Source organism: Pseudomonas sp. NBRC 111119 (assembly GCF_001320125.1).
Taxonomy (GTDB): domain Bacteria; phylum Pseudomonadota; class Gammaproteobacteria; order Pseudomonadales; family Pseudomonadaceae; genus Aquipseudomonas; species Aquipseudomonas parafulva.
The window spans coordinates 57,871-76,697 of sequence record NZ_BCAV01000047.1; the positions used below are offsets into that span (position 1 = coordinate 57,871).

The window sequence follows — 18,827 nt, forward strand, 5'->3', positions numbered from 1 at the left end:
GCGTCATGGCATTCGAAGCAATGTTCCAGCCGATTCAGATCGGCAAACTGACCATTCGCAACCGCGTGCTCAGCACCGCGCACGCCGAGGTCTACGCCACTGACGGCGGCATGACGACCGACCGCTATGTGAAGTACTACGAAGAGAAGGCCAAGGGCGGCATTGGCCTGGCCATCTGCGGCGGCTCGTCGGTGGTGGCCATCGACAGCCCGCAGGAATGGTGGGCGTCGGTCAACCTGTCTACCGACCGCATCATCCCGCACTTCCAGAACCTGGCCGATGCCATGCACAAGCATGGCGCCAAGATCATGATCCAGATTACCCACATGGGCCGTCGCTCGCGCTGGGACGGTTTCAACTGGCCCACGCTGATGTCGCCCTCGGGTATCCGTGAGCCCGTGCACCGCGCCACCTGCAAAACCATCGAGGTGGAAGAGATCTGGCGTGTGATCGGTAACTACGCGCAGGCTGCGCGCCGTGCCAAAGAGGGCGGCCTGGACGGTGTGGAGCTGTCGGCAGTGCACCAGCACATGATCGACCAGTTCTGGAGCCCGCGCGTCAACAAGCGTACCGACGAATGGGGCGGCAGCTTCGAAGGCCGCATGAAGTTCGGCATGGAAGTGCTCAAGGCCGTGCGTGCCGAGGTCGGTGACGACTTCTGCGTGGGTATGCGTATCTGTGGTGACGAGTTCCACCCCGATGGCCTCAGCCACGAGGACATGAAGCAGATCGCTGCCTATTACGATGCCACCGGCATGCTCGACTTCATCGGCGTGGTAGGTTCGGGTTGCGACACCCACAACACCCTGGCCAACGTCATCCCGAACATGAGCTATCCGCCGGAGCCGTTCCTGCACTTGGCCGCAGGTATCAAGGAAGTGGTCAAGGTGCCGGTGCTGCACGCACAGAACATCAAGGACCCGAACCAGGCCACGCGCATTCTTGAAGGCGGCTACGTGGACATGGTCGGCATGACCCGTGCGCACATGGCCGACCCGCACCTGATCGCCAAGATCAAGATGGGCCAGATCGACCAGATCAAGCAGTGCGTAGGTGCCAACTACTGCATCGACCGCCAGTACCAGGGCCTGGACGTGCTGTGCATCCAGAACGCCGCCACCTCCCGTGAATACATGGGTGTGCCGCACATCATCGAGAAAACCACGGGCGCCAAGCGCAAGGTGGTGGTTGTAGGTGCTGGCCCTGCCGGCATGGAGGCGGCCCGCGTGGCCGCTGAACGTGGCCACGATGTGACCCTGTTCGAGAAGAAAGACCAGATTGGTGGCCAGATCACCATCGCCGCCAAAGCGCCGCAGCGCGACCAGATTGCCGGCATCACCCGCTGGTACCAGCTGGAGCTGGCGCGCCTGAAAGTGGACCTGCGCCTGGGTACCGCCGCCGACGTGGACACCATCCAGGACCTGCGCCCGGACATCATCGTACTGGCCGTGGGCGGGCACTCGTTCCTGGAGCAGAACGACCACTGGGGCGCTGCCGAAGGGCTGGTGGTCAGCAGCTGGGACGTGCTGGATGGCAAGGTTGCGCCGGGCAAGAACGTGCTGGTGTACGACACCATTTGCGAGTTCACCGGCATGTCGGTCGCGGACTTCATCGCCGACAAGGGCTGCCAGGTGGAAATCGTCACCGACGATATCAAGCCGGGTGTGGCCATGGGCGGTACCACTTTCCCCACCTACTACCGCAGCATGTACCCCAAAGAAGTGATCATGACCGGCGATATGATGCTGGAAAAGGTCTACCGCGAGGGCGACAAGCTGGTGGCAGTGCTGGAAAACGAATACACCGGTGCCAAGGAAGAGCGCGTGGTGGACCAGGTGGTGGTGGAGAACGGCGTGCGTCCTGACGAGCAGCTGTACTACGCCCTGAAGGACGGCTCGCGCAACAAAGGCCAGATCGATGTGGAGGCGCTGTTCGCCATCAAGCCACAGCCGATCCTCAGCCAGCCAGGCGAGGGCTACCTGCTGTTCCGCATTGGCGACTGTGTAGCCCAGCGCAACGTGCATGCGGCGATCTACGACGCCTTGCGCCTGTGCAAGGACTTCTGATCTTTAAAAATAGCCGCCGCTGAGCGCGGTTTCCTGTGGGAGCCTCCCATGTTGAACACCCTTCTACCCATCCTGCTGTTCGCTGCCCTTGGTCTGGCGGTGCTCGGCGCCCTGCGCCGGGTGCGCATGTGGCGCCGGGGCCGGGCCTCCAAGGTCGACCTGATCGGCGGCCTGCTGGCCATGCCGCGCCGCTACCTGGTGGACCTGCACCACGTGGTCGAGCGCGACAAGTACATGTCCAAGACCCACGTGGCCACGGCTGGCGGCTTCGTGCTATCAGCTGCTTTGGCGATCCTGGTGCATGGCTTCGGCCTGCAGAGCAAGATTCTGGGTTACGCCCTGCTGGTGGCCACCGTGATCATGTTCACCGGCGCCATCTTCGTCTTCAAACGCCGTCTCAACCCGCCTTCGCGCCTGTCCAAAGGCCCGTGGATGCGCCTGCCCAAGAGCCTGCTGGTGTTCGCTGCCAGCTTCTTCATCGCCACCTTGCCCGTGGCTGGCATCCTGCCGGCCAATACCGGCGGCTGGGTGATGGTCGGCATTCTGGGCTTGGGCGTGCTGTGGGGCGTGTCCGAGCTGTTCTTCGGCATGACCTGGGGCGGGCCGATGAAGCACGCCTTCGCCGGTGCCCTGCACCTGGCCTGGCACCGCCGCGCCGAGCGGTTTGGGGGCGGCCGCAGCACTGGCCTCAAGCCACTGGACCTGGAAGACCCGAACGCGCCGCTGGGTGTGGAAAAACCAGTGGACTTCACCTGGAACCAGCTGCTGGGCTTCGACGCCTGCGTGCAATGCGGCAAGTGTGAGGCGATGTGCCCGGCCTTTGCTGCCGGCCAGCCGCTGAACCCGAAAAAACTCATCCAGGACATGGTCATCGGCCTGGCCGGTGGTACCGATGCCAAGTTCGCCGGCAGCCCTTACCCCGGCAAGCCGATCGGTGAGCATGGCGGCCACCCGCACCAGCCGATCGTCAATGGTCTGGTGGATGCCGAGACACTTTGGTCGTGCACCACGTGCCGCGCCTGCGTTGAAGAGTGCCCGATGATGATCGAGCACGTGGACGCCATCGTCGACATGCGCCGCCACCTCACCCTGGAAAAGGGCGCCACCCCGAACAAGGGCGCCGAGGTGCTCGACAACCTGATCGCTACTGACAACCCTGGCGGCTTCGCCCCGGGTGGCCGCATGAACTGGGCTGCCGACCTGAACCTGAAGCTGCTGTCCGAGGTGAAGAGCACCGAGGTGCTGTTCTGGGTAGGCGACGGCGCGTTCGACATGCGCAACCAGCGCACGCTGCGTTCGTTCGTCAAGGTGCTCAAGGCTTCGGGTGTGGACTTCGCCGTGCTGGGCCTGGAAGAGCGCGACAGCGGCGACGTTGCCCGTCGCCTGGGTGATGAAGCCACCTTCCAGCAACTGGCCAAGCGCAATATCAAGACCCTGGCCAAATACACGTTCCAGCGCATCGTTACCTGCGACCCGCACAGCTTCCACGTACTGAAAAACGAGTACGGTGCGCTGGGCGGCAACTATCAGGTGCAGCACCACAGCACCTACATTGCCGAGCTGATTGGCGCCAACAAGCTCAACCTCGGCCAGCACAAAGGTGGCAGCGTCACCTACCACGACCCGTGCTACCTGGGCCGTTACAACGGTGAATACGAAGCCCCGCGTGAAGTGCTCAAAGCGCTTGGCATCGAGGTGCGTGAAATGGAACGCTCAGGCTTCCGTTCGCGCTGCTGCGGCGGTGGCGGCGGTGCGCCGATCACCGACATCCCTGGCAAGCAGCGCATCCCCGACATGCGCATGGACGACATCCGCACCACCGAGGCCGAAGTGGTGGCTGTGGGTTGCCCGCAGTGCACGGCAATGCTCGAAGGCGTGGTGGAGCCGCGCCCACTGATCAAGGACCTGGCCGAACTGGTGGCTGACGTGTTGATCGAGGAAGACGCCCAGGCGACGGCCAACAAGCCAGCCAAGACCAAACGTGAACCTGCGGAGGTGCATTGATGAGCGACATCATCCGCCGCGACCCTCGCGCCGAGTGGATCGCCCGTAACCGTCTGCACCCGCTGCACGCAGCCATGCAGACCCAACAGACCAGCTGGATGGGGCCCAACGGCCTCATCCGCAAGAACCCGCACGCCAGCGCCGCAGGCTTCATCGGCCCGAACGGGCTCAAGCGCATCGACCGCAGCGGCGCCCAGCAGGGCACTGCCGGCGGGGCGCGGCGCACGGCGGCGGCCGAAGTGCAGTTGCCGCTGCATCAGGTGGCCAACCCTGCGTTCTACATTGCCGTGGTGCCGGACATGGTCGGTGGCCGCCTTGGCAGCCACGACCGCGACCTGCTGGGCCTGGCCCACAGCCTGGCCGGCAACGATGGTGCGGTGTTGGCAATCGTGTTCGGCGAGCACAAGGAAAGCAGCTTCGCCAACGCCGGTGTAGACCGCCTGCTGGTGATCGACGGTGATGAATACCAGGGTTATGCGCCAGAGCAACTGGTGCAGGGCCTGCGCGCGGTGGACAACCAGTTTGCCCCACGCCACTGGTTGCTGCCAGACAGCCGTACTGGCGGTGGAGAGCTGGGCCGGCGCCTGGGGGCGGCGTTGGGTGAACGCCCGGCTACCCGTGTGTGGCAAATCAAGGACGGCCAGTGCATCGGCCGTGCTGGCGCTGGCCAGCAAGACATGCAGCGTGCACTGCCGCGGTTGATCCTGGCCGCAGCCGAGTGTGCCGAGCCGGTCAGCGAGACGCGCCACGAAGCGTTGCCGGTACAGTTGTCTGCCAGCGTTGCCCGCAGTATTTCGCGTATCGAAGACCTGGGCTCGGTGGCGGTAGACCCGGCCAAGATCGCCATGGCGGAGGCCGAGTTCATTGTCTCTGGCGGCAACGGCGTCAAGGACTGGCCACTGTTCCACAAGGCCACCACCGCGCTGGGTGCTACCCAGGGCGCGTCCCGCGTGGCGGTGGACGACGGCCACATGCCGCGTGATCGTCAGGTGGGCGCCACGGGTACGTGGGTAACTGCACGGGTGTACATGGCGGTGGGCATCTCAGGCGCCATCCAGCACCTGCAGGGCATCGGCGCCTGCGACAAAGTGGTGGCGATCAACATGGACCCTGGTTGCGACATGATCAAACGCGCCGACCTGTCGGTCATTGGCGACAGTGCGGCGATTCTCCAGGCACTGATCGACGCTGTGGACAACTACCGCAACGGCGCCCAGCGCGACGCGGCATAAGGGCACGAGCATGAGTACGAAAGTCATCAGCCTGGTCTCGATCGGCGCCCACCCAAGCTCGGGTCGCGCGCGCCGCGCCGAGCAGGATTCACGTGCAGTGGAGCTGGGCCTGCAACTGGCCGGCGGCGATTTGCAGGTCGTGCATGCGGGCGACCCTCATGAGGAAGCCCTGCGCGGTTACCTGGGGATGGGCCTGGAACACCTGGATGTGCTTGAGCAACCTGCTGGCGCCGATGTGCTGGGGGTGCTGGGTGATTACCTGCGCGGTGCCGGTGCACAACTGGTGCTTACCGGCAGCCAGGCCGAAACGGGAGAGGGGTCTGGCATGCTGCCGTTCCTGCTCGCCGAGAAGCTTGGCTGGCCACTGGTGGTGGGGCTGGCCGAAGTGGAGTCCATCGAAAACGGCACAGCACAAGTGTTGCAAGCGCTGCCACGTGGCCAGCGTCGGCGTTTGAAAGTGCGCCTGCCGTTGTTGGCCACGGTCGACAACGCCGCGCCCAAACCGCGCCAAAGCGCCTTCGGGCCCGCGCGCCGCGGTGTACTGGCGGCGCAGGACGTGCAGGTGGTGGACGATGAACTGCTGGGCGAAGATGTCCTGCAGCCGGCGCGCCCACGGCCCAAACGGTTGAAGGTGATCAAGGCCAAGAGCGGCGCCGACCGCATGAAGGCCGCAACGGCCAAGGCCAGTGGTGGTGGGGGTAAGGTGCTGAAGGACGTCACGCCGCAGGAGGGTGCCGAAGCCATTCTGAAGTTGTTGGTAGAGGAAGGTGTGCTGCGCTGATTGGCGTGGCTTGCCACTGAACCCGCGAGGCATCAGCGCAGTGGCTGGCACCGGCTTTGCCGGTGATCGCGGGTAAACCCGGTCCCACAGGGGCGGTGGGTGCTATTCACCCCTGTCATTTCTGCCAGTTTGCAAGCGCGGTGTCTTTATCTACCCTGCACGCACGCCACGCGAGTTAGGGTAATCATGCCGACCTTTCTATATAGAACCGACCGACAATATTCCGTATTAGGCAAAAGTCCCCGTGAGCCATTTGCCTATTCAACTTACGGTGCCCTAAGTCTGGCCCATGCCACACGCTTAGCGTTCTGTGGTCAGTCCAGGGATGCGTTGACGGCTAAGTATCCGTTAGGAAACGGCCGCCGCTTCTACAGTCCCAAGCTGATGCGCTTCACCAGCCCGGACTCATTCAGTCCATTTGGCAAGGGTGGTATCAACGTATACGCGTACTGCGGTGGTGACCCTGTAAATCGTCATGATCCGGGTGGCGCTTTCTGGAGCACTCTGCTCAGAGCTATTGGTGTTGCATCCAGCGGCGCAACGCTGTTTGGTTCATTGGTGCGAACCGCCAGGAACGTTGTTGGACGTAGGGGAGCATTCAATGCCGCCAACGCCAATACAGGCAGAGAAAGCCCAATCAATCATACAGAGTTGCCGCACGCTTCCAGAGTCGCAAATCAGCAGTTCTTCATTACTGGAAGCGCAGGGGTGGCGGGTCAGCTCACTGCCGCGTTTACAGGTGCAACCCCCACTTTTCAATCGGCGACGGATGTACTGAGCGCCGTGAATGCAGTCACAAATCTGAGCGGCGGTTCGATCGGTAATTTCGCGGCTGCTCGGGAGGTAGTCGGTTATTTGCGGGCTAACCCGCGAGAGATTCCCGTAGTAGCCTACGAGACGCTGATGGATGTCACGATGGTGGACGAGGTTCTATCCACTGTTGGTCGTGGGTTTTTATCAGCTGCGGCGAAGATAAGATCCTGGGGTAGTCGCCCCTATGACGTGCATAGCTAGCGTTCAGAACTCGACGAAGACAAAGCGCGCTCTGCCGGTAGAAGGCAGAGTGCGCTACTGGTTCATCTGATTACTACTGCGCCAACACTTCCTTCAGATACGGCGCAGGCTCCGCCCCCAGGTTGTTCAGCAAGCGCCCGCTGTACCAGTCGATGAAGTTCACCACACCGAACTCGTAGGTTTTGGAGTAAGGGCCTGGCTGGTAGGCCGTGGAGTTGATACCGCGCTGGTTCTCTTCGGCCAGGCGGCGGTCCTGGTCGTTGGTGGCGTCCCACACCTTGCGCATGTTCTCTGGGTTGTAGTCCACACCCTCCACGGCATCCTTGTGCACCAGCCACTTGGTGGTAACCATGGTTTCCTGGGCGCTGATCGGCCACACGGTGAACACGATCATGTGGTCGCCCATGCAGTGGTTCCAGGAGTGGGGCAGGTGCAGGATGCGCATCGAGCCCAGGTCTGGGTTCTTGATGCGGCCCATCAGTTTCTGGCAGGCCTGCTTGCCATCCATGGTCATCGACACGGTGCCCTTGAGCAGCGGCATGCGCACGATACGGTTACGCAGGCCATGGCTCTTGTGCAGGTACGGGATTTTCTCGGCTTCCCAGGCGGCGGCAGAGGCAGCCACGTGGTCCTTGAATTCCTGGCTGGCGCGTGGGTCGTTGGTGTCGTCCCATTCCAGCAGGGTTTGCAGCAGTTCTGGGTGCGAACCGTTGCAGTGGTAGCACTCGCGGTTGTTTTCCAGCACCAGCTTCCAGTTGGCTTTTTCCATCAAGGTGGTTTGCACAGCCACCTTGGTGTTTTCCATGTCGTACGGTTCCATGTAGTGGTCCAGCGTGGCCAGGAACTCGTCGATGGCCGGCGGGTTTTCCGCCAGGCTGATGAAGATGTAGCCGCCAGCCACTTTCACATTGACCGGCTTGAGGCCGTACTGCTTCATGTCGAAGTCGGCGCCCATCTCGGTGCCGGCGAACAGCAGGCGGCCGTCGAGCTCGTAGGTCCACTGGTGGTAAGGGCACACCAGTTTCGCCACCTTGCCCTTTTCGCTGACGCACAGGCGCGAGCCGCGGTGGCGGCAAACGTTGTGGAAGGCATGCACCTTGCCCTCGGTACCCCGCACCACGATGATCGGGTTCTTGCCGATCTGCAGGGTGAGGTAGTTACCCTTGGCCGGGATCTCGCAGGTCATGCCAGCGATCAGCCACTCTTTGTGGAAGATCTCCTGCATGTCGATCTGGAACAGACGCTCGTCGGTGTAGAAAGGCTGGGGCAGCGAGTAGGTGCGCTCGCGGGTCTGCAGCATCTCGGCGGTGGCCTTGCGTGCAGGTTCCAGTGGATCGCCCAGGCTCAGGGTTGCGGTGACGTCCATCGTGTATTCCTCGGGGCCGTTTGCGGCCGGCAAAAGGTGGCTAATCGTTGTTGTGGTGCCGCAAGGCTGTTAACCATGAACAGCGTGTTGTTTTGCGGTGGAGTGTGCGTCCAAAGGCGGCGTGAACCGTATCCATGGGCGACATGGCCGAATTGAATTACGACGCCGCAGCCCTTGCCGTGCGGGGCTGGTCGCGATAAGTACGCCGATGTCGCTGGCAGGAATGTTCATGGCTTCAAGCTTGCGCATCATCCAAGCCATAAAAAGGCCAATAGTCGGCTGCTGGAGATGAACATGTCCGATACCTTTCTCAATCCGGTCACTACCCAGACCTGGGCCAACGGCCGTCACATCGTGCGCTGCGTCAAGGTCATCCAGGAGACCTGGGACGTGCGCACCTTCTGCTTCATGGCAGACCAGCCGATCATGTTCTTCTTCAAGCCCGGGCAGTTCGTGACCCTGGAGCTGGAAATCGAAGGCAAGCCGGTGATGCGTTCCTACACCATCTCCAGTTCGCCGTCAGTGCCGTACAGTTTTTCCATCACGGTAAAACGCGTGCCGGGTGGCCTGGTGTCCAACTTCCTGCACGACACCATGCACGAAGGTGCCGAGCTGCCGGTGCACGGCCCGGTCGGCCTGTTCAACGCCATCGACTTCCCGGCCGCCAAGGTGCTGTACCTGTCCGGTGGCGTCGGCATCACCCCGGTGATGTCCATGGCGCGCTGGTTCTATGACACCAACGCCAATGTGGACATGGTGTTCGTGCACAGCGCCCGCTCACCGAAAGACATCATCTACCACCGCGAGCTGGAGCAGATGGCCTCGCGCGTGCCCAACTTCAGCCTGCACATCATTTGCGAGAAACACGGCCTGGGCGAGCCCTGGGCGGGTTACCGTGGCTACCTGAACCAGCGCCTGATGGAGTTGATTGCCCCCGACTACATGGAGCGCGTGGTGTTCTGCTGCGGCCCCACCCCGTACATGACGGCGGTCAAGCGCATGCTCGAGGCGGTGGGCTTCGACATGGACAACTACCACGAGGAGTCCTTCGGGGCGACCCCGGCCGAGGCCAAGGCCGACGCCGTGGAGCACGCCGAAGCGGCGGCCGACGCGCCAGAAGTGGACGCTGCCGACCTCAACCTGGTGGAATTCATCGGCAGCGAGAAGAGCATCCGTATCGCCCCCGGCGAAACCGTGCACGCTGCAGCGGCCAAGGTCGGCCTGATGATCCCGAAAGCTTGCGGCATGGGCATTTGCGGTACCTGCAAGGTGCTCAAGCTGGGTGGCGAAGTGGAAATGGAGCACAACGGCGGTATCACCGAGGAAGATGAAGCCGAGGGGTACATCCTGTCGTGCTGCAGCGTGCCGAAAGGGGATGTGCGCATCGATTATTGAGGGCCAGGCTGGGGGTGTGTTCGTGCAGCCTGACTGACCGGTGGTTGACTCAGGTCGGAACAAGCAGGTGGATACCCTGTCAATCTGCGGGGCGGAAACCTTGTGAATCCGATATTTAATGGCGATGGGCGGCACTTTTCTTTATCGTGTGCGCCCCTCGCAACAACCTGAGATAGACCCATGCTTGAAGCCTCCCTCAATCAAATCGAGCAGCTGGTCAGCGACCTGATGCAAAAGAACGCTCAACTCACCGAGCAGAACACCACCCTGGGCCAGGAACTGGCCAAGGCAAAGGAAGAGAACGAAACCCTGCAGCTGTCGCTGATGGAGCAGGAAGAACAGAACGGCAGCACTGCAGCCCGCCTGCAGGCCCTGCTGGAGCGTGCCAGCGCGGGTGCAGTGGGCGCATGACGTCCCACGCAAGCCCAGTCAATGTCGTTTCTATTCTGGGCAATGACTATTCGCTCAAGGCGCCCGCTGGTCAGGAAGAAACGCTGGCCCAGGCTGCTCGCATGCTCAATACAGCGCTTGCGGAGACCAAGCGTCAGTTTCCGACCCTTATCGGGGACAAACTCCTGGTCTTGGCAGCACTGAACCTGTGTTCGCGGCAGATCGAACAGCAGCGTGAGCATCAGCAGGTGTTGGAGCAAACGCAAGCCAAGGTTGATGCGACCGTCGAGGCCATTGTCAAGACTATGCACTCCCCCCAGGGCCTCGGATAGCGCGCAGCATGACGTCGGGGCGGCGGAGAACTCTTGCAGTATGGAGAAATTGTCCTACCTGCCCCACGATTAGGCTGCCGGTGTAACGGGCAGCATCTATGATGGGCCCGATAAAGGTGACTTCCCCGGCAGCGTAGAGGAGCGAATTCATTCCGGGCATTAGCCCTGCGACGCCCTCAGCGCGCAGTGTCGAACCTAACGCTATTACCGCTTCAGCTGTGAAGAATCCGGCGCTGGCCAGGCCGAGATTGTCGACCAAGCCCGCACGGTCTGCCGCTTCAGGTGGCAAAAATAGCTCGATGGTATCCGACACTGCGGGTGTTGCCAGCGCATGAAACCCTGCAATTCTGCGAGCCCTGTGAAGGGGTGGAAAAGATGCCCCTGGCTGGTCGCGCTGCAGTTGACGGTGCTCAATGGCTATCTCGGCGAATGACATGCCCGCACCCACCACAGAGCCGAACGCGTTTGCCCCTCTCGCGGCGTAATGCTGGACGAGAGAAGGCTGTGAAGTCACTGCCATCGGGCGCAGAGGGGCGTGGCCAGACGGATCTGTGAAGTTGACCGGGTCGTTGGCGCAGTACGCGTAACAGTTGATGCCACCGGCCCCCATTGGGCTGAGCGGATCAGGTGATCGGAACCTCATCAGCGAAGGGGAGTACGCCCGCCGGCCGTTACCTAGCAAATAGGCATTACCTGCCTGGTCCAGAACTTCACCTACAAAGGCCATGTGCACGTTGCAGATAGGCGGCTTATACCCAAATGGCGTAAAGGCCGGCGAGGGCCTGAAGACGGATGGTGGACGCGCTGGCGGCAAACTGGTTTGCATAAGGGGTGCTCTGGTGGGCCCGTGCGACCACCATAGCAACCATGCCCTGCCCCACCTACTGGCAAATTTGTCAGCACGCTTGTGTCAGTGATTGACGAAGCTGCGTATATCCGCGGCCAGCTCCCGCACCCGTGCTTCTTCGGTATTCCAAGAGCACATGAAGCGTGCGCCGCCGCTACCGATGAAGGTGTAGAACCGCCAGCCCTTTTTGCGCAATGCTTCGAGGGCAGGTTCGGGCATTTGCAGGAACACGCCATTGGCCTCTACGGGGAACATCAGCTGCACACCTGGCAAATCGCTCACCAATGACGCCAGCAGCTGCGCGCAGCGGTTGGCATGGGCGCTGTAGCGCAGCCAGGCGCCGCCTTCCAGCAGGCCGACCCAGGGGGCGGAGAGGAAGCGCATTTTCGACGCCAGTTGCCCGGCCTGCTTGCAGCGGTAGTCGAAGTCTTCGGCCAGTTGGCGATTGAAGAACAGGATGGCCTCGCCAACCGCCATGCCATTCTTGGTACCGCCAAAGCACAACACATCGACGCCGGCTTTCCAGGTGATTTCTGCCGGGCTGCACCCCAGAAATGCGCAGGCATTGCTGAAGCGCGCACCGTCCATGTGCAGGTTGAGGCCCAGCTCCTTGCAGGTGGTGCTGATGGCCTTCAGCTCGTCGGGCCGGTAGACGGTGCCCACTTCAGTGGCCTGGGTCAGGGTCACCACCCGTGGCTTGGGGTAGTGGATATCCTGGCGCTTGAGGGCCACTTCGCGGATCGACTGTGGGGTCAGCTTGCCGTTCACACTGGGCGCGGTCAGCAGCTTTGAGCCGTTGGAGAAGAACTCGGGTGCACCGCACTCGTCGGTTTCGACGTGGGCAGTCTCGGAGCAGATCACGCTGTGGTAGCTCTGGCACAGCGAGGCCAGGGCCAGCGAGTTGGCGGCGGTGCCGTTGAAGGCGAAGAACACTTCGCAGTCGGTTTCGAACAGCTTGCGAAAGTGCTCGGCGGCGCGTTCGGTCCACTGGTCGTCGCCGTAAGCGCGGTCGTGGCCATGGTTGGCCTGCTCCATGGCGGCCCAGGCTTCGGGGCAGATGCCGGAGTAGTTGTCGCTGGCAAATTGTTGGCTCTTGTCTGTCATGGCACTGTCCTTTGAACGACGCAGAGCAGCACTCTAAACCATCGTTTTGGCAGTTGCCTATACAAGCTGTGCATTGTCGAGTTTCTGGTTGTCTGGGCTGGCCTCTTCGCGGGTAAACCCGCTCCCACAGGGCCAGTACAACCTTCCAGAGCTCTGCTGTACCAGTGGGAGCGGCGGTGCGGCGATCCGATTTACCCGCGAAGAGCCCGGCAGCACCCGCAAAAAAACGAATGTCGTAAACGCGCCATTGCAAGGCGTGCGCAGGCATCTGACACGCCCCCGCCAGTCATACCATCGCCGCAAAGGGTCGTTGAACCCTCCGAACAAAAAATGATCGCTGCCGGGAGAGACAAGATGTTCAGCAAGCAAGACCAGATCCAGGGTTACGACGATGCACTGCTGGCGGCGATGAATGCCGAAGAACAGCGGCAGGAAGATCACATCGAGCTGATCGCCTCGGAGAACTACACCTCCAAGCGCGTGATGCAGGCCCAAGGCAGCGGCCTGACCAACAAATACGCCGAAGGCTACCCGGGCAAGCGCTACTACGGCGGTTGCGAGCACGTCGACAAAGTCGAGGCGCTGGCCATCGAGCGCGCCAAGCAGCTGTTCGGTGCCGATTACGCCAACGTTCAGCCGCACTCCGGCTCGTCCGCCAACAGCGCCGTGTACCTGGCACTGCTGCAGCCGGGCGACACCATCCTGGGCATGAGCCTGGCCCACGGTGGCCACCTGACCCACGGTGCCAAAGTGTCGTCGTCGGGCAAACTGTACAACGCCGTGCAGTACGGCATCGACACCAACACCGGCCTGATCGACTACGACGAAGTCGAGCGCCTGGCGGTCGAGCACAAGCCGAAAATGATCGTTGCCGGCTTCTCGGCCTACTCCAAGACTCTCGACTTCCCACGCTTCCGCGCCATTGCCGACAAAGTCGGTGCGCTGCTGTTCGTGGACATGGCCCACGTTGCCGGCCTGGTAGCCGCTGGCCTGTACCCGAACCCGATCCCGTTCGCCGATGTGGTCACCACCACCACCCACAAGACCCTGCGCGGCCCACGTGGCGGCCTGATCCTGGCCAAGTCGAACGAAGAGATCGAGAAAAAGCTCAACGCTGCCGTATTCCCGGGCGCCCAGGGCGGCCCGCTGATGCACGTGATCGCCGGCAAGGCGGTGTGCTTCAAGGAAGCGCTGGAGCCTGAGTTCAAGAGCTACCAGAAGCAAGTCATCGAAAACGCCCAGGCCATGGCCCAGGTGTTCGTCGACCGTGGCTACGACGTGGTGTCTGGCGGTACCGACAACCACCTGTTCCTGGTCAGCCTGATTCGCCAGGGCCTCACCGGCAAAGACGCCGACGCTGCCCTGGGCCGCGCGCACATCACCGTCAACAAAAACGCCGTGCCAAACGACCCGCAGTCGCCGTTCGTGACCTCGGGCCTGCGTATCGGCACCCCGGCCGTGACTACCCGTGGCTTCAAGGTGGCCCAGTGCGTGGCCCTGGCCGGCTGGATCTGCGACATTCTCGACAACCTCGGTGACGCTGACGTGGAAGCCGATGTGGCGAAGAACGTCGCGGCCCTGTGCGCAGATTTCCCTGTTTACCGCTGAGTGGAGTCCCACACCATGCAACGTTACTCGGGCTTCGGCCTTCTCAAGCACTCCCTCAGCCACCACGAGAACTGGCAGCGCATGTGGCGCACGCCCACGCCGAAAAAGGTGTACGACGTGGTCATCGTTGGCGGTGGCGGCCATGGCCTGGCCACGGCCTACTACCTGGCCAAGGAGCACGGCATCACCAACGTGGCGGTGATCGAAAAAGGTTACCTGGGCGGCGGCAACACCGCCCGTAACACCACCATCGTGCGTTCCAACTACCTGTGGGACGAGTCGGCGCACCTGTACGAACACGCCATGAAGCTGTGGGAGGGCCTGTCCCAGGACCTCAACTACAACGTCATGTTCTCCCAGCGCGGCGTGTACAACCTGTGCCACACCCTGCAGGACATGCGTGACTCCGAGCGCCGCGTCAGTGCCAACCGCCTGAACGGCGTGGACGGCGAACTGCTGAACACCGCCCAGGTGGCGGCCGAGATCCCGTACCTGGACTGCTCCAAGAACACCCGCTACCCGATTTTGGGTGCCACCGTGCAGCGCCGTGGCGGCGTGGCCCGTCACGATGCCGTGGCCTGGGGCTTCGCCCGCGCAGCAGACGCCCTGGGCGTGGACCTGATCCAGCAGACCGAAGTCACAGGTTTCCGCAAGGAAAACGGCGCGGTCATCGGCGTTGAAACCAACAAAGGTTTCATCGGCGCCAAGCGCGTCGGTGTGGTCACCGCTGGTAACTCCGGGCACATGGCCAAGCTGGCCGGCTTCCGCCTGCCGCTGGAATCGCACCCGCTGCAAGCCCTGGTATCCGAGCCGATCAAGCCGATCATCGACAGCGTGATCATGTCCAACGCCGTACACGGCTACATCAGCCAGTCCGACAAGGGCGACCTGGTGATCGGTGCCGGTATCGACAGCTGGGTCGGCTACGGCCAGCGCGGCTCGTACCCGGTGATCGAGCACACCCTGCAGGCCATCGTCGAGATGTTCCCCAACCTGTCCCGCGTGCGCATGAACCGCCAGTGGGGCGGCATCGTCGACACCTCGCCGGACGCCTGCCCGATCATCACCAAAACCCCGGTCAAGAACATGTTCTTCAACTGCGGTTGGGGTACTGGCGGCTTCAAGGCGACCCCGGGTTCGGGCAACGTCTTCGCCGCGAGCCTGGCCAAGGGCGAAATGCACCCACTGGCTGCGCCGTTCTCCATGGACCGTTTCTACAACGGCGCACTGATCGACGAACACGGCGCTGCCGCCGTCGCCCACTAACCGGAGACACCGTCATGTTGCATATTTTCTGTCCCCACTGCGGCGAGCTGCGCTCCGAAGAAGAGTTCCACGCCTCTGGCCAGGCGCACATCGCCCGCCCGCTGGACCCCAGCGCCTGCTCCGACGAGGAGTGGGGGACGTACATGTTCTACCGTGACAACCCGCGCGGTATCCACCACGAGCTGTGGGACCACGTTGCCGGCTGCCGTCAGTACTTCAACGTCACCCGCAACACCGAGACCTACGAGATTCTGGAAACCTACAAGATTGGCGAGAAGCCGCAGGTCAGCGCCCGTGAACACACGCCTGAGCGCTCGGCTGCTGTAAACGAACGGGGAGTCAACGTATGAGCCAGACCTATCGCCTCGCCAGCGGCGGCCGCATCGACCGCAGCAAGGTGTTGAACTTCACCTTCAATGGCAAGACCTACCAGGGCTATGCCGGCGACAGCCTGGCGGCCGCACTGCTGGCCAACGGCGTTGACATCGTCGGCCGCAGCTTCAAGTACTCGCGCCCCCGCGGCATCATCGCGGCAGGTACCGAAGAGCCGAACGCCATCCTGCAGATCGGCTCCAGCGAAGCCACCCAGATCCCCAACGTGCGTGCTACCCAGCAGGCCCTGTATTCGGGCCTGGTTGCCACCAGCACCAACGGCTGGCCGAACGTCAACAACGACGTCATGGGCATTCTTGGCAAGGTAGGCGGCAGCATGATGCCGCCGGGGTTCTACTACAAAACCTTCATGTACCCCAAGTCGTTCTGGATGACCTACGAGAAGTACATCCGCAAGGCTGCCGGCCTGGGCCGTGCACCGCTGCAGAACGACCCGGACAGCTACGACTACATGAACCAGCACTGCGACGTGCTGATCGTGGGTGCCGGCCCTGCTGGCCTGGCCGCTGCCCTGGCCGCTGCGCGCAGTGGTGCCCGGGTGATCCTGGCTGACGAACAGGAAGAATTCGGCGGCAGCCTGCTCGACACCCGTGAAACCCTCGACGGCAAACCGGCTGCCGAGTGGGTCAGTGCGGTGGTGAAAGAGCTCGAAGGCCTGCCGGAAGTGACCCTGCTGCCACGCGCCACGGTCAACGGCTACCACGACCATAACTTCCTGACCATTCACGAGCGCCTCACAGACCACCTGGGTGACCGTGCGCCGATCGGCCAGGTACGCCACCGCGTGCACCGCGTACGCGCCAAGCGTGTAGTGCTGGCGACCGGTGCCCACGAGCGCCCGCTGGTCTATGGCAACAACGACGTGCCTGGCAACATGCTGGCCGGTGCCGTGTCTACCTACGTGCGTCGCTACGGCGTGGCACCGGGCCGCAAGCTGGTGCTGTCGACCAACAACGACCACGCTTACCGTACCGCGCTGGACTGGCACGACGCCGGCCTGCAGGTAGTGGCCATCGCCGATGCGCGCCACAACCCGCGTGGCTCGCTGGTGGAAGAAGCACGTGCCAAGGGTATCCGCATTCTTACCTCCAGCGCCGTGATCGAGGCCAAGGGCAGCAAGCATGTTACCGGTGCCCGCGTGGCAGCCATCGATGTGCAGGCACACAAGGTCACCAGCCCAGGCGAAACCCTTGAGTGCGACCTGATCGCCACTTCCGGCGGCTACAGCCCGGTGGTTCACCTGGCTTCGCACCTGGGCGGTCGCCCGGTATGGCGTGACGACATTCTGGGCTTCGTGCCGGGCAAGGCCCCGCAGAAACGTGAATGCGTGGGCGGCATCAACGGTGTATACCCGCTGGGTGACGCCATTGCCGATGGCTTTGAGGGCGGCGTGCGCGCAGCCACCGAAGCCGGTTTCAAGGCCACCGTCGGCACCCTGCCAAAAACCGTGTCGCGCAAGGAAGACGCCACTGTGGCGCTGTTCCAGGTGCCGCACGACAAGGGCACTGCCCGCGCACCCAAGCAGTTCGTCGACCAGCAGAACGACGTCACCGCAGCGGCCATCGAGCTGGCCACCCGCGAGGGTTTCGAGTCGGTCGAGCACGTCAAGCGTTACACCGCACTGGGCTTCGGTACCGACCAGGGCAAACTGGGCAACATCAACGGCCTGGCCATCGCCGCCCGTTCGATGGGCATCACCATCCCGGAAATGGGCACCACCATGTTCCGCCCCAACTACACGCCGGTTACCTTCGGTGCGGTAGCGGGCCGGCACTGTGGTCACCTGTTCGAACCCGTACGCTTCACTGCCCTGCATGCCTGGCACGTGAAGAACGGCGCCGAGTTCGAGGACGTGGGCCAGTGGAAACGCCCGTGGTACTTCCCCAAGGCCGGCGAAGACATCCATGCCGCCGTTGCCCGTGAGTGCAAGGCCGTGCGTGACAGCGTCGGTTTGCTGGACGCCTCGACTCTGGGCAAGATCGACATCCAGGGGCCGGATGCCCGTGAGTTCCTCAACCGCATCTACACCAACGCCTGGACCAAGCTCGATGTGGGCAAGGCCCGGTACGGCCTGATGTGCAAGGAAGATGGCATGGTGTTCGACGACGGCGTAACCGCCTGCGTTGGCGACAACCATTTCATCATGACCACCACCACCGGCGGCGCTGCACGTGTGCTGCAGTGGATGGAGCTGTACCACCAGACCGAATGGCCTGAGCTGAAGGTGTACTTCACCTCGGTCACCGACCACTGGGCCACCATGACCTTGTCCGGCCCCAACAGCCGCAAGCTGTTGAGCGAACTCACCGACATCGACATGGACAAGGAAGCCTTCCCCTTCATGACCTGGAAGGAAGGCAACGTGGGTGGGGTACCGGCGCGGGTGTTCCGTATTTCGTTCACCGGAGAGCTTTCCTACGAGGTCAACGTACAGGCCAACTACGCCATGGGCGTACTCGAGCAGATCATCGAGGCTGGCAAGAAGTACAACCTGACCCCGTACGGCACCGAAACCATGCACGTGCTGCGCGCCGAGAAGGGCTTCATCATCGTGGGCCAGGATACCGATGGCTCGATGAACCCGGACGACCTGAACATGAGCTGGTGCGTGGGCCGCAACAAGCCGTTCTCGTGGATCGGCCTGCGTGGCATGAACCGCGAAGACTGCGTGCGCGAGAACCGCAAGCAGCTGGTAGGCCTGAAGCCGATCGACCCCACCAAGTGGCTGCCTGAAGGCGCGCAACTGGTGTTTGACCCCAAGCAAGCCATTCCGATGGACATGGTCGGCCACGTGACCTCCAGCTATGCCGCCAACTCCCTGGGCTATTCGTTTGCCATGGGCGTGGTCAAGGGCGGCCTCAAGCGCATGGGCGAGCGGGTTTACTCGCCGCAGGCTGACGGCAGCGTGATCGAGGCGGAAATCGTGTCTTCGGTGTTCTTCGATCCGAAGGGTGAGCGGCAGAACGTCTAAGTCCCCGGATGGCAAACGGTGCCGGGCGGGTAATGAGGTGCCTGTGGGGCGGGGAAAC

The 18,827-nt window shown here is 62.6% G+C and carries 15 protein-coding genes; 12 read left to right on the forward strand and 3 right to left on the reverse strand.

All coding sequences use genetic code 11. From position 1 onward, the window contains the following. Positions 1 to 5: 5 nt before the first annotated feature. From dgcA to APH25_RS25085, 5 genes are all read left to right on the forward strand, one after another. Positions 6 to 2,066, forward strand: coding sequence for a dimethylglycine demethylation protein DgcA (dgcA, locus tag APH25_RS17740; RefSeq protein WP_060482833.1), 2,061 nt, complete (start codon positions 6 to 8; stop codon positions 2,064 to 2,066). A gap of 48 nt (positions 2,067 to 2,114) precedes the next feature. After that, complete coding sequence (gene dgcB, locus APH25_RS17745; RefSeq protein WP_060482834.1) at positions 2,115 to 4,070, forward strand: dimethylglycine demethylation protein DgcB; 1,956 nt, start codon at positions 2,115 to 2,117, stop codon at positions 4,068 to 4,070. After that, the gene (locus APH25_RS17750; protein WP_060482835.1) at positions 4,070 to 5,302 is read left to right on the forward strand and encodes an electron transfer flavoprotein subunit alpha/FixB family protein; all 1,233 of its coding nucleotides are present in this window, start codon (positions 4,070 to 4,072) and stop codon (positions 5,300 to 5,302) included. The genes dgcB and APH25_RS17750 overlap by 1 nt, the downstream gene beginning before the upstream one ends. 10 nt (positions 5,303 to 5,312) lie before the next feature. Next, on the forward strand, positions 5,313 to 6,083 hold the full coding sequence (locus APH25_RS17755) for an electron transfer flavoprotein subunit beta (protein WP_060482836.1): 771 nt from the start codon (positions 5,313 to 5,315) through the stop codon (positions 6,081 to 6,083). 186 nt (positions 6,084 to 6,269) lie between these two features. Beyond that, positions 6,270 to 7,097, forward strand: coding sequence for an RHS repeat-associated core domain-containing protein (locus tag APH25_RS25085; RefSeq protein WP_082428365.1), 828 nt, complete (start codon positions 6,270 to 6,272; stop codon positions 7,095 to 7,097). A gap of 73 nt (positions 7,098 to 7,170) precedes the next feature. Here the strand turns inward: APH25_RS25085 and gbcA are convergent, their stop codons facing one another. Continuing rightward, positions 7,171 to 8,463, reverse strand: a complete 1,293-nt coding sequence (gene gbcA / locus APH25_RS17760; RefSeq protein ID WP_028635283.1) for a glycine-betaine demethylase subunit GbcA — start codon at positions 8,461 to 8,463, stop codon at positions 7,171 to 7,173. Between the two features lie 294 nt (positions 8,464 to 8,757). On the opposite strand from gbcA, the gene gbcB reads away from it, so the two are divergent. The 3 genes from gbcB to APH25_RS17775 all read left to right on the forward strand — a co-directional run bounded on the left by gbcB (position 8,758) and on the right by APH25_RS17775 (position 10,580). Then, entirely contained in the window at positions 8,758 to 9,858 is a 1,101-nt protein-coding gene (gbcB, locus tag APH25_RS17765) for a glycine-betaine demethylase subunit GbcB (protein WP_028635282.1), read from the forward strand. 180 nt (positions 9,859 to 10,038) lie between these two features. Continuing rightward, positions 10,039 to 10,269: a hypothetical protein gene (locus APH25_RS17770; RefSeq protein ID WP_060482837.1), complete on the forward strand. Its 231-nt coding sequence runs from the start codon at positions 10,039 to 10,041 to the stop codon at positions 10,267 to 10,269. Continuing rightward, positions 10,266 to 10,580 carry a cell division protein ZapA gene (locus tag APH25_RS17775; protein WP_060482838.1) on the forward strand — a complete coding sequence of 105 codons (315 nt, stop codon included), beginning with the start codon at positions 10,266 to 10,268 and terminating at the stop codon, positions 10,578 to 10,580. The genes APH25_RS17770 and APH25_RS17775 overlap by 4 nt, the downstream gene beginning before the upstream one ends. Here the strand turns inward: APH25_RS17775 and APH25_RS26315 are convergent. Together APH25_RS26315 and APH25_RS17785 are read right to left on the reverse strand one after the other, a co-directional pair. Beyond that, positions 10,552 to 11,406, reverse strand: a complete 855-nt coding sequence (locus APH25_RS26315; RefSeq protein WP_082428369.1) for an RHS repeat-associated core domain-containing protein — start codon at positions 11,404 to 11,406, stop codon at positions 10,552 to 10,554. The two genes, APH25_RS17775 and APH25_RS26315, sit on opposite strands and share 29 nt — an antisense overlap. Before the next feature lie 84 nt (positions 11,407 to 11,490). Next, the gene (locus APH25_RS17785; protein WP_060482840.1) at positions 11,491 to 12,531 is read right to left on the reverse strand and encodes a low specificity L-threonine aldolase; all 1,041 of its coding nucleotides are present in this window, start codon (positions 12,529 to 12,531) and stop codon (positions 11,491 to 11,493) included. Between the two features lie 354 nt (positions 12,532 to 12,885). Here APH25_RS17785 and APH25_RS17790 point away from each other — a divergent pair, with 354 nt between their 5' ends. Genes APH25_RS17790 through APH25_RS17805 form a run of 4 tightly spaced genes read left to right on the forward strand, consistent with a single transcriptional unit; the run spans position 12,886 to position 18,769 of the window. Next, on the forward strand, positions 12,886 to 14,139 hold the full coding sequence (locus APH25_RS17790; RefSeq protein ID WP_028635278.1) for a serine hydroxymethyltransferase: 1,254 nt from the start codon (positions 12,886 to 12,888) through the stop codon (positions 14,137 to 14,139). 15 nt (positions 14,140 to 14,154) lie between these two features. Further along, positions 14,155 to 15,405: a sarcosine oxidase subunit beta family protein gene (locus tag APH25_RS17795; RefSeq protein ID WP_028635277.1), complete on the forward strand. Its 1,251-nt coding sequence runs from the start codon at positions 14,155 to 14,157 to the stop codon at positions 15,403 to 15,405. A gap of 14 nt (positions 15,406 to 15,419) precedes the next feature. Next, positions 15,420 to 15,755, forward strand: coding sequence for a sarcosine oxidase subunit delta (locus tag APH25_RS17800; protein WP_028635276.1), 336 nt, complete (start codon positions 15,420 to 15,422; stop codon positions 15,753 to 15,755). Then, a complete protein-coding gene (locus tag APH25_RS17805) occupies positions 15,752 to 18,769 on the forward strand; it encodes a sarcosine oxidase subunit alpha (RefSeq protein ID WP_028635275.1) in 3,018 nt (1,005 codons plus the stop codon). Before APH25_RS17800 ends, APH25_RS17805 begins: the two co-directional genes overlap by 4 nt. Positions 18,770 to 18,827 lie beyond the last annotated feature (58 nt).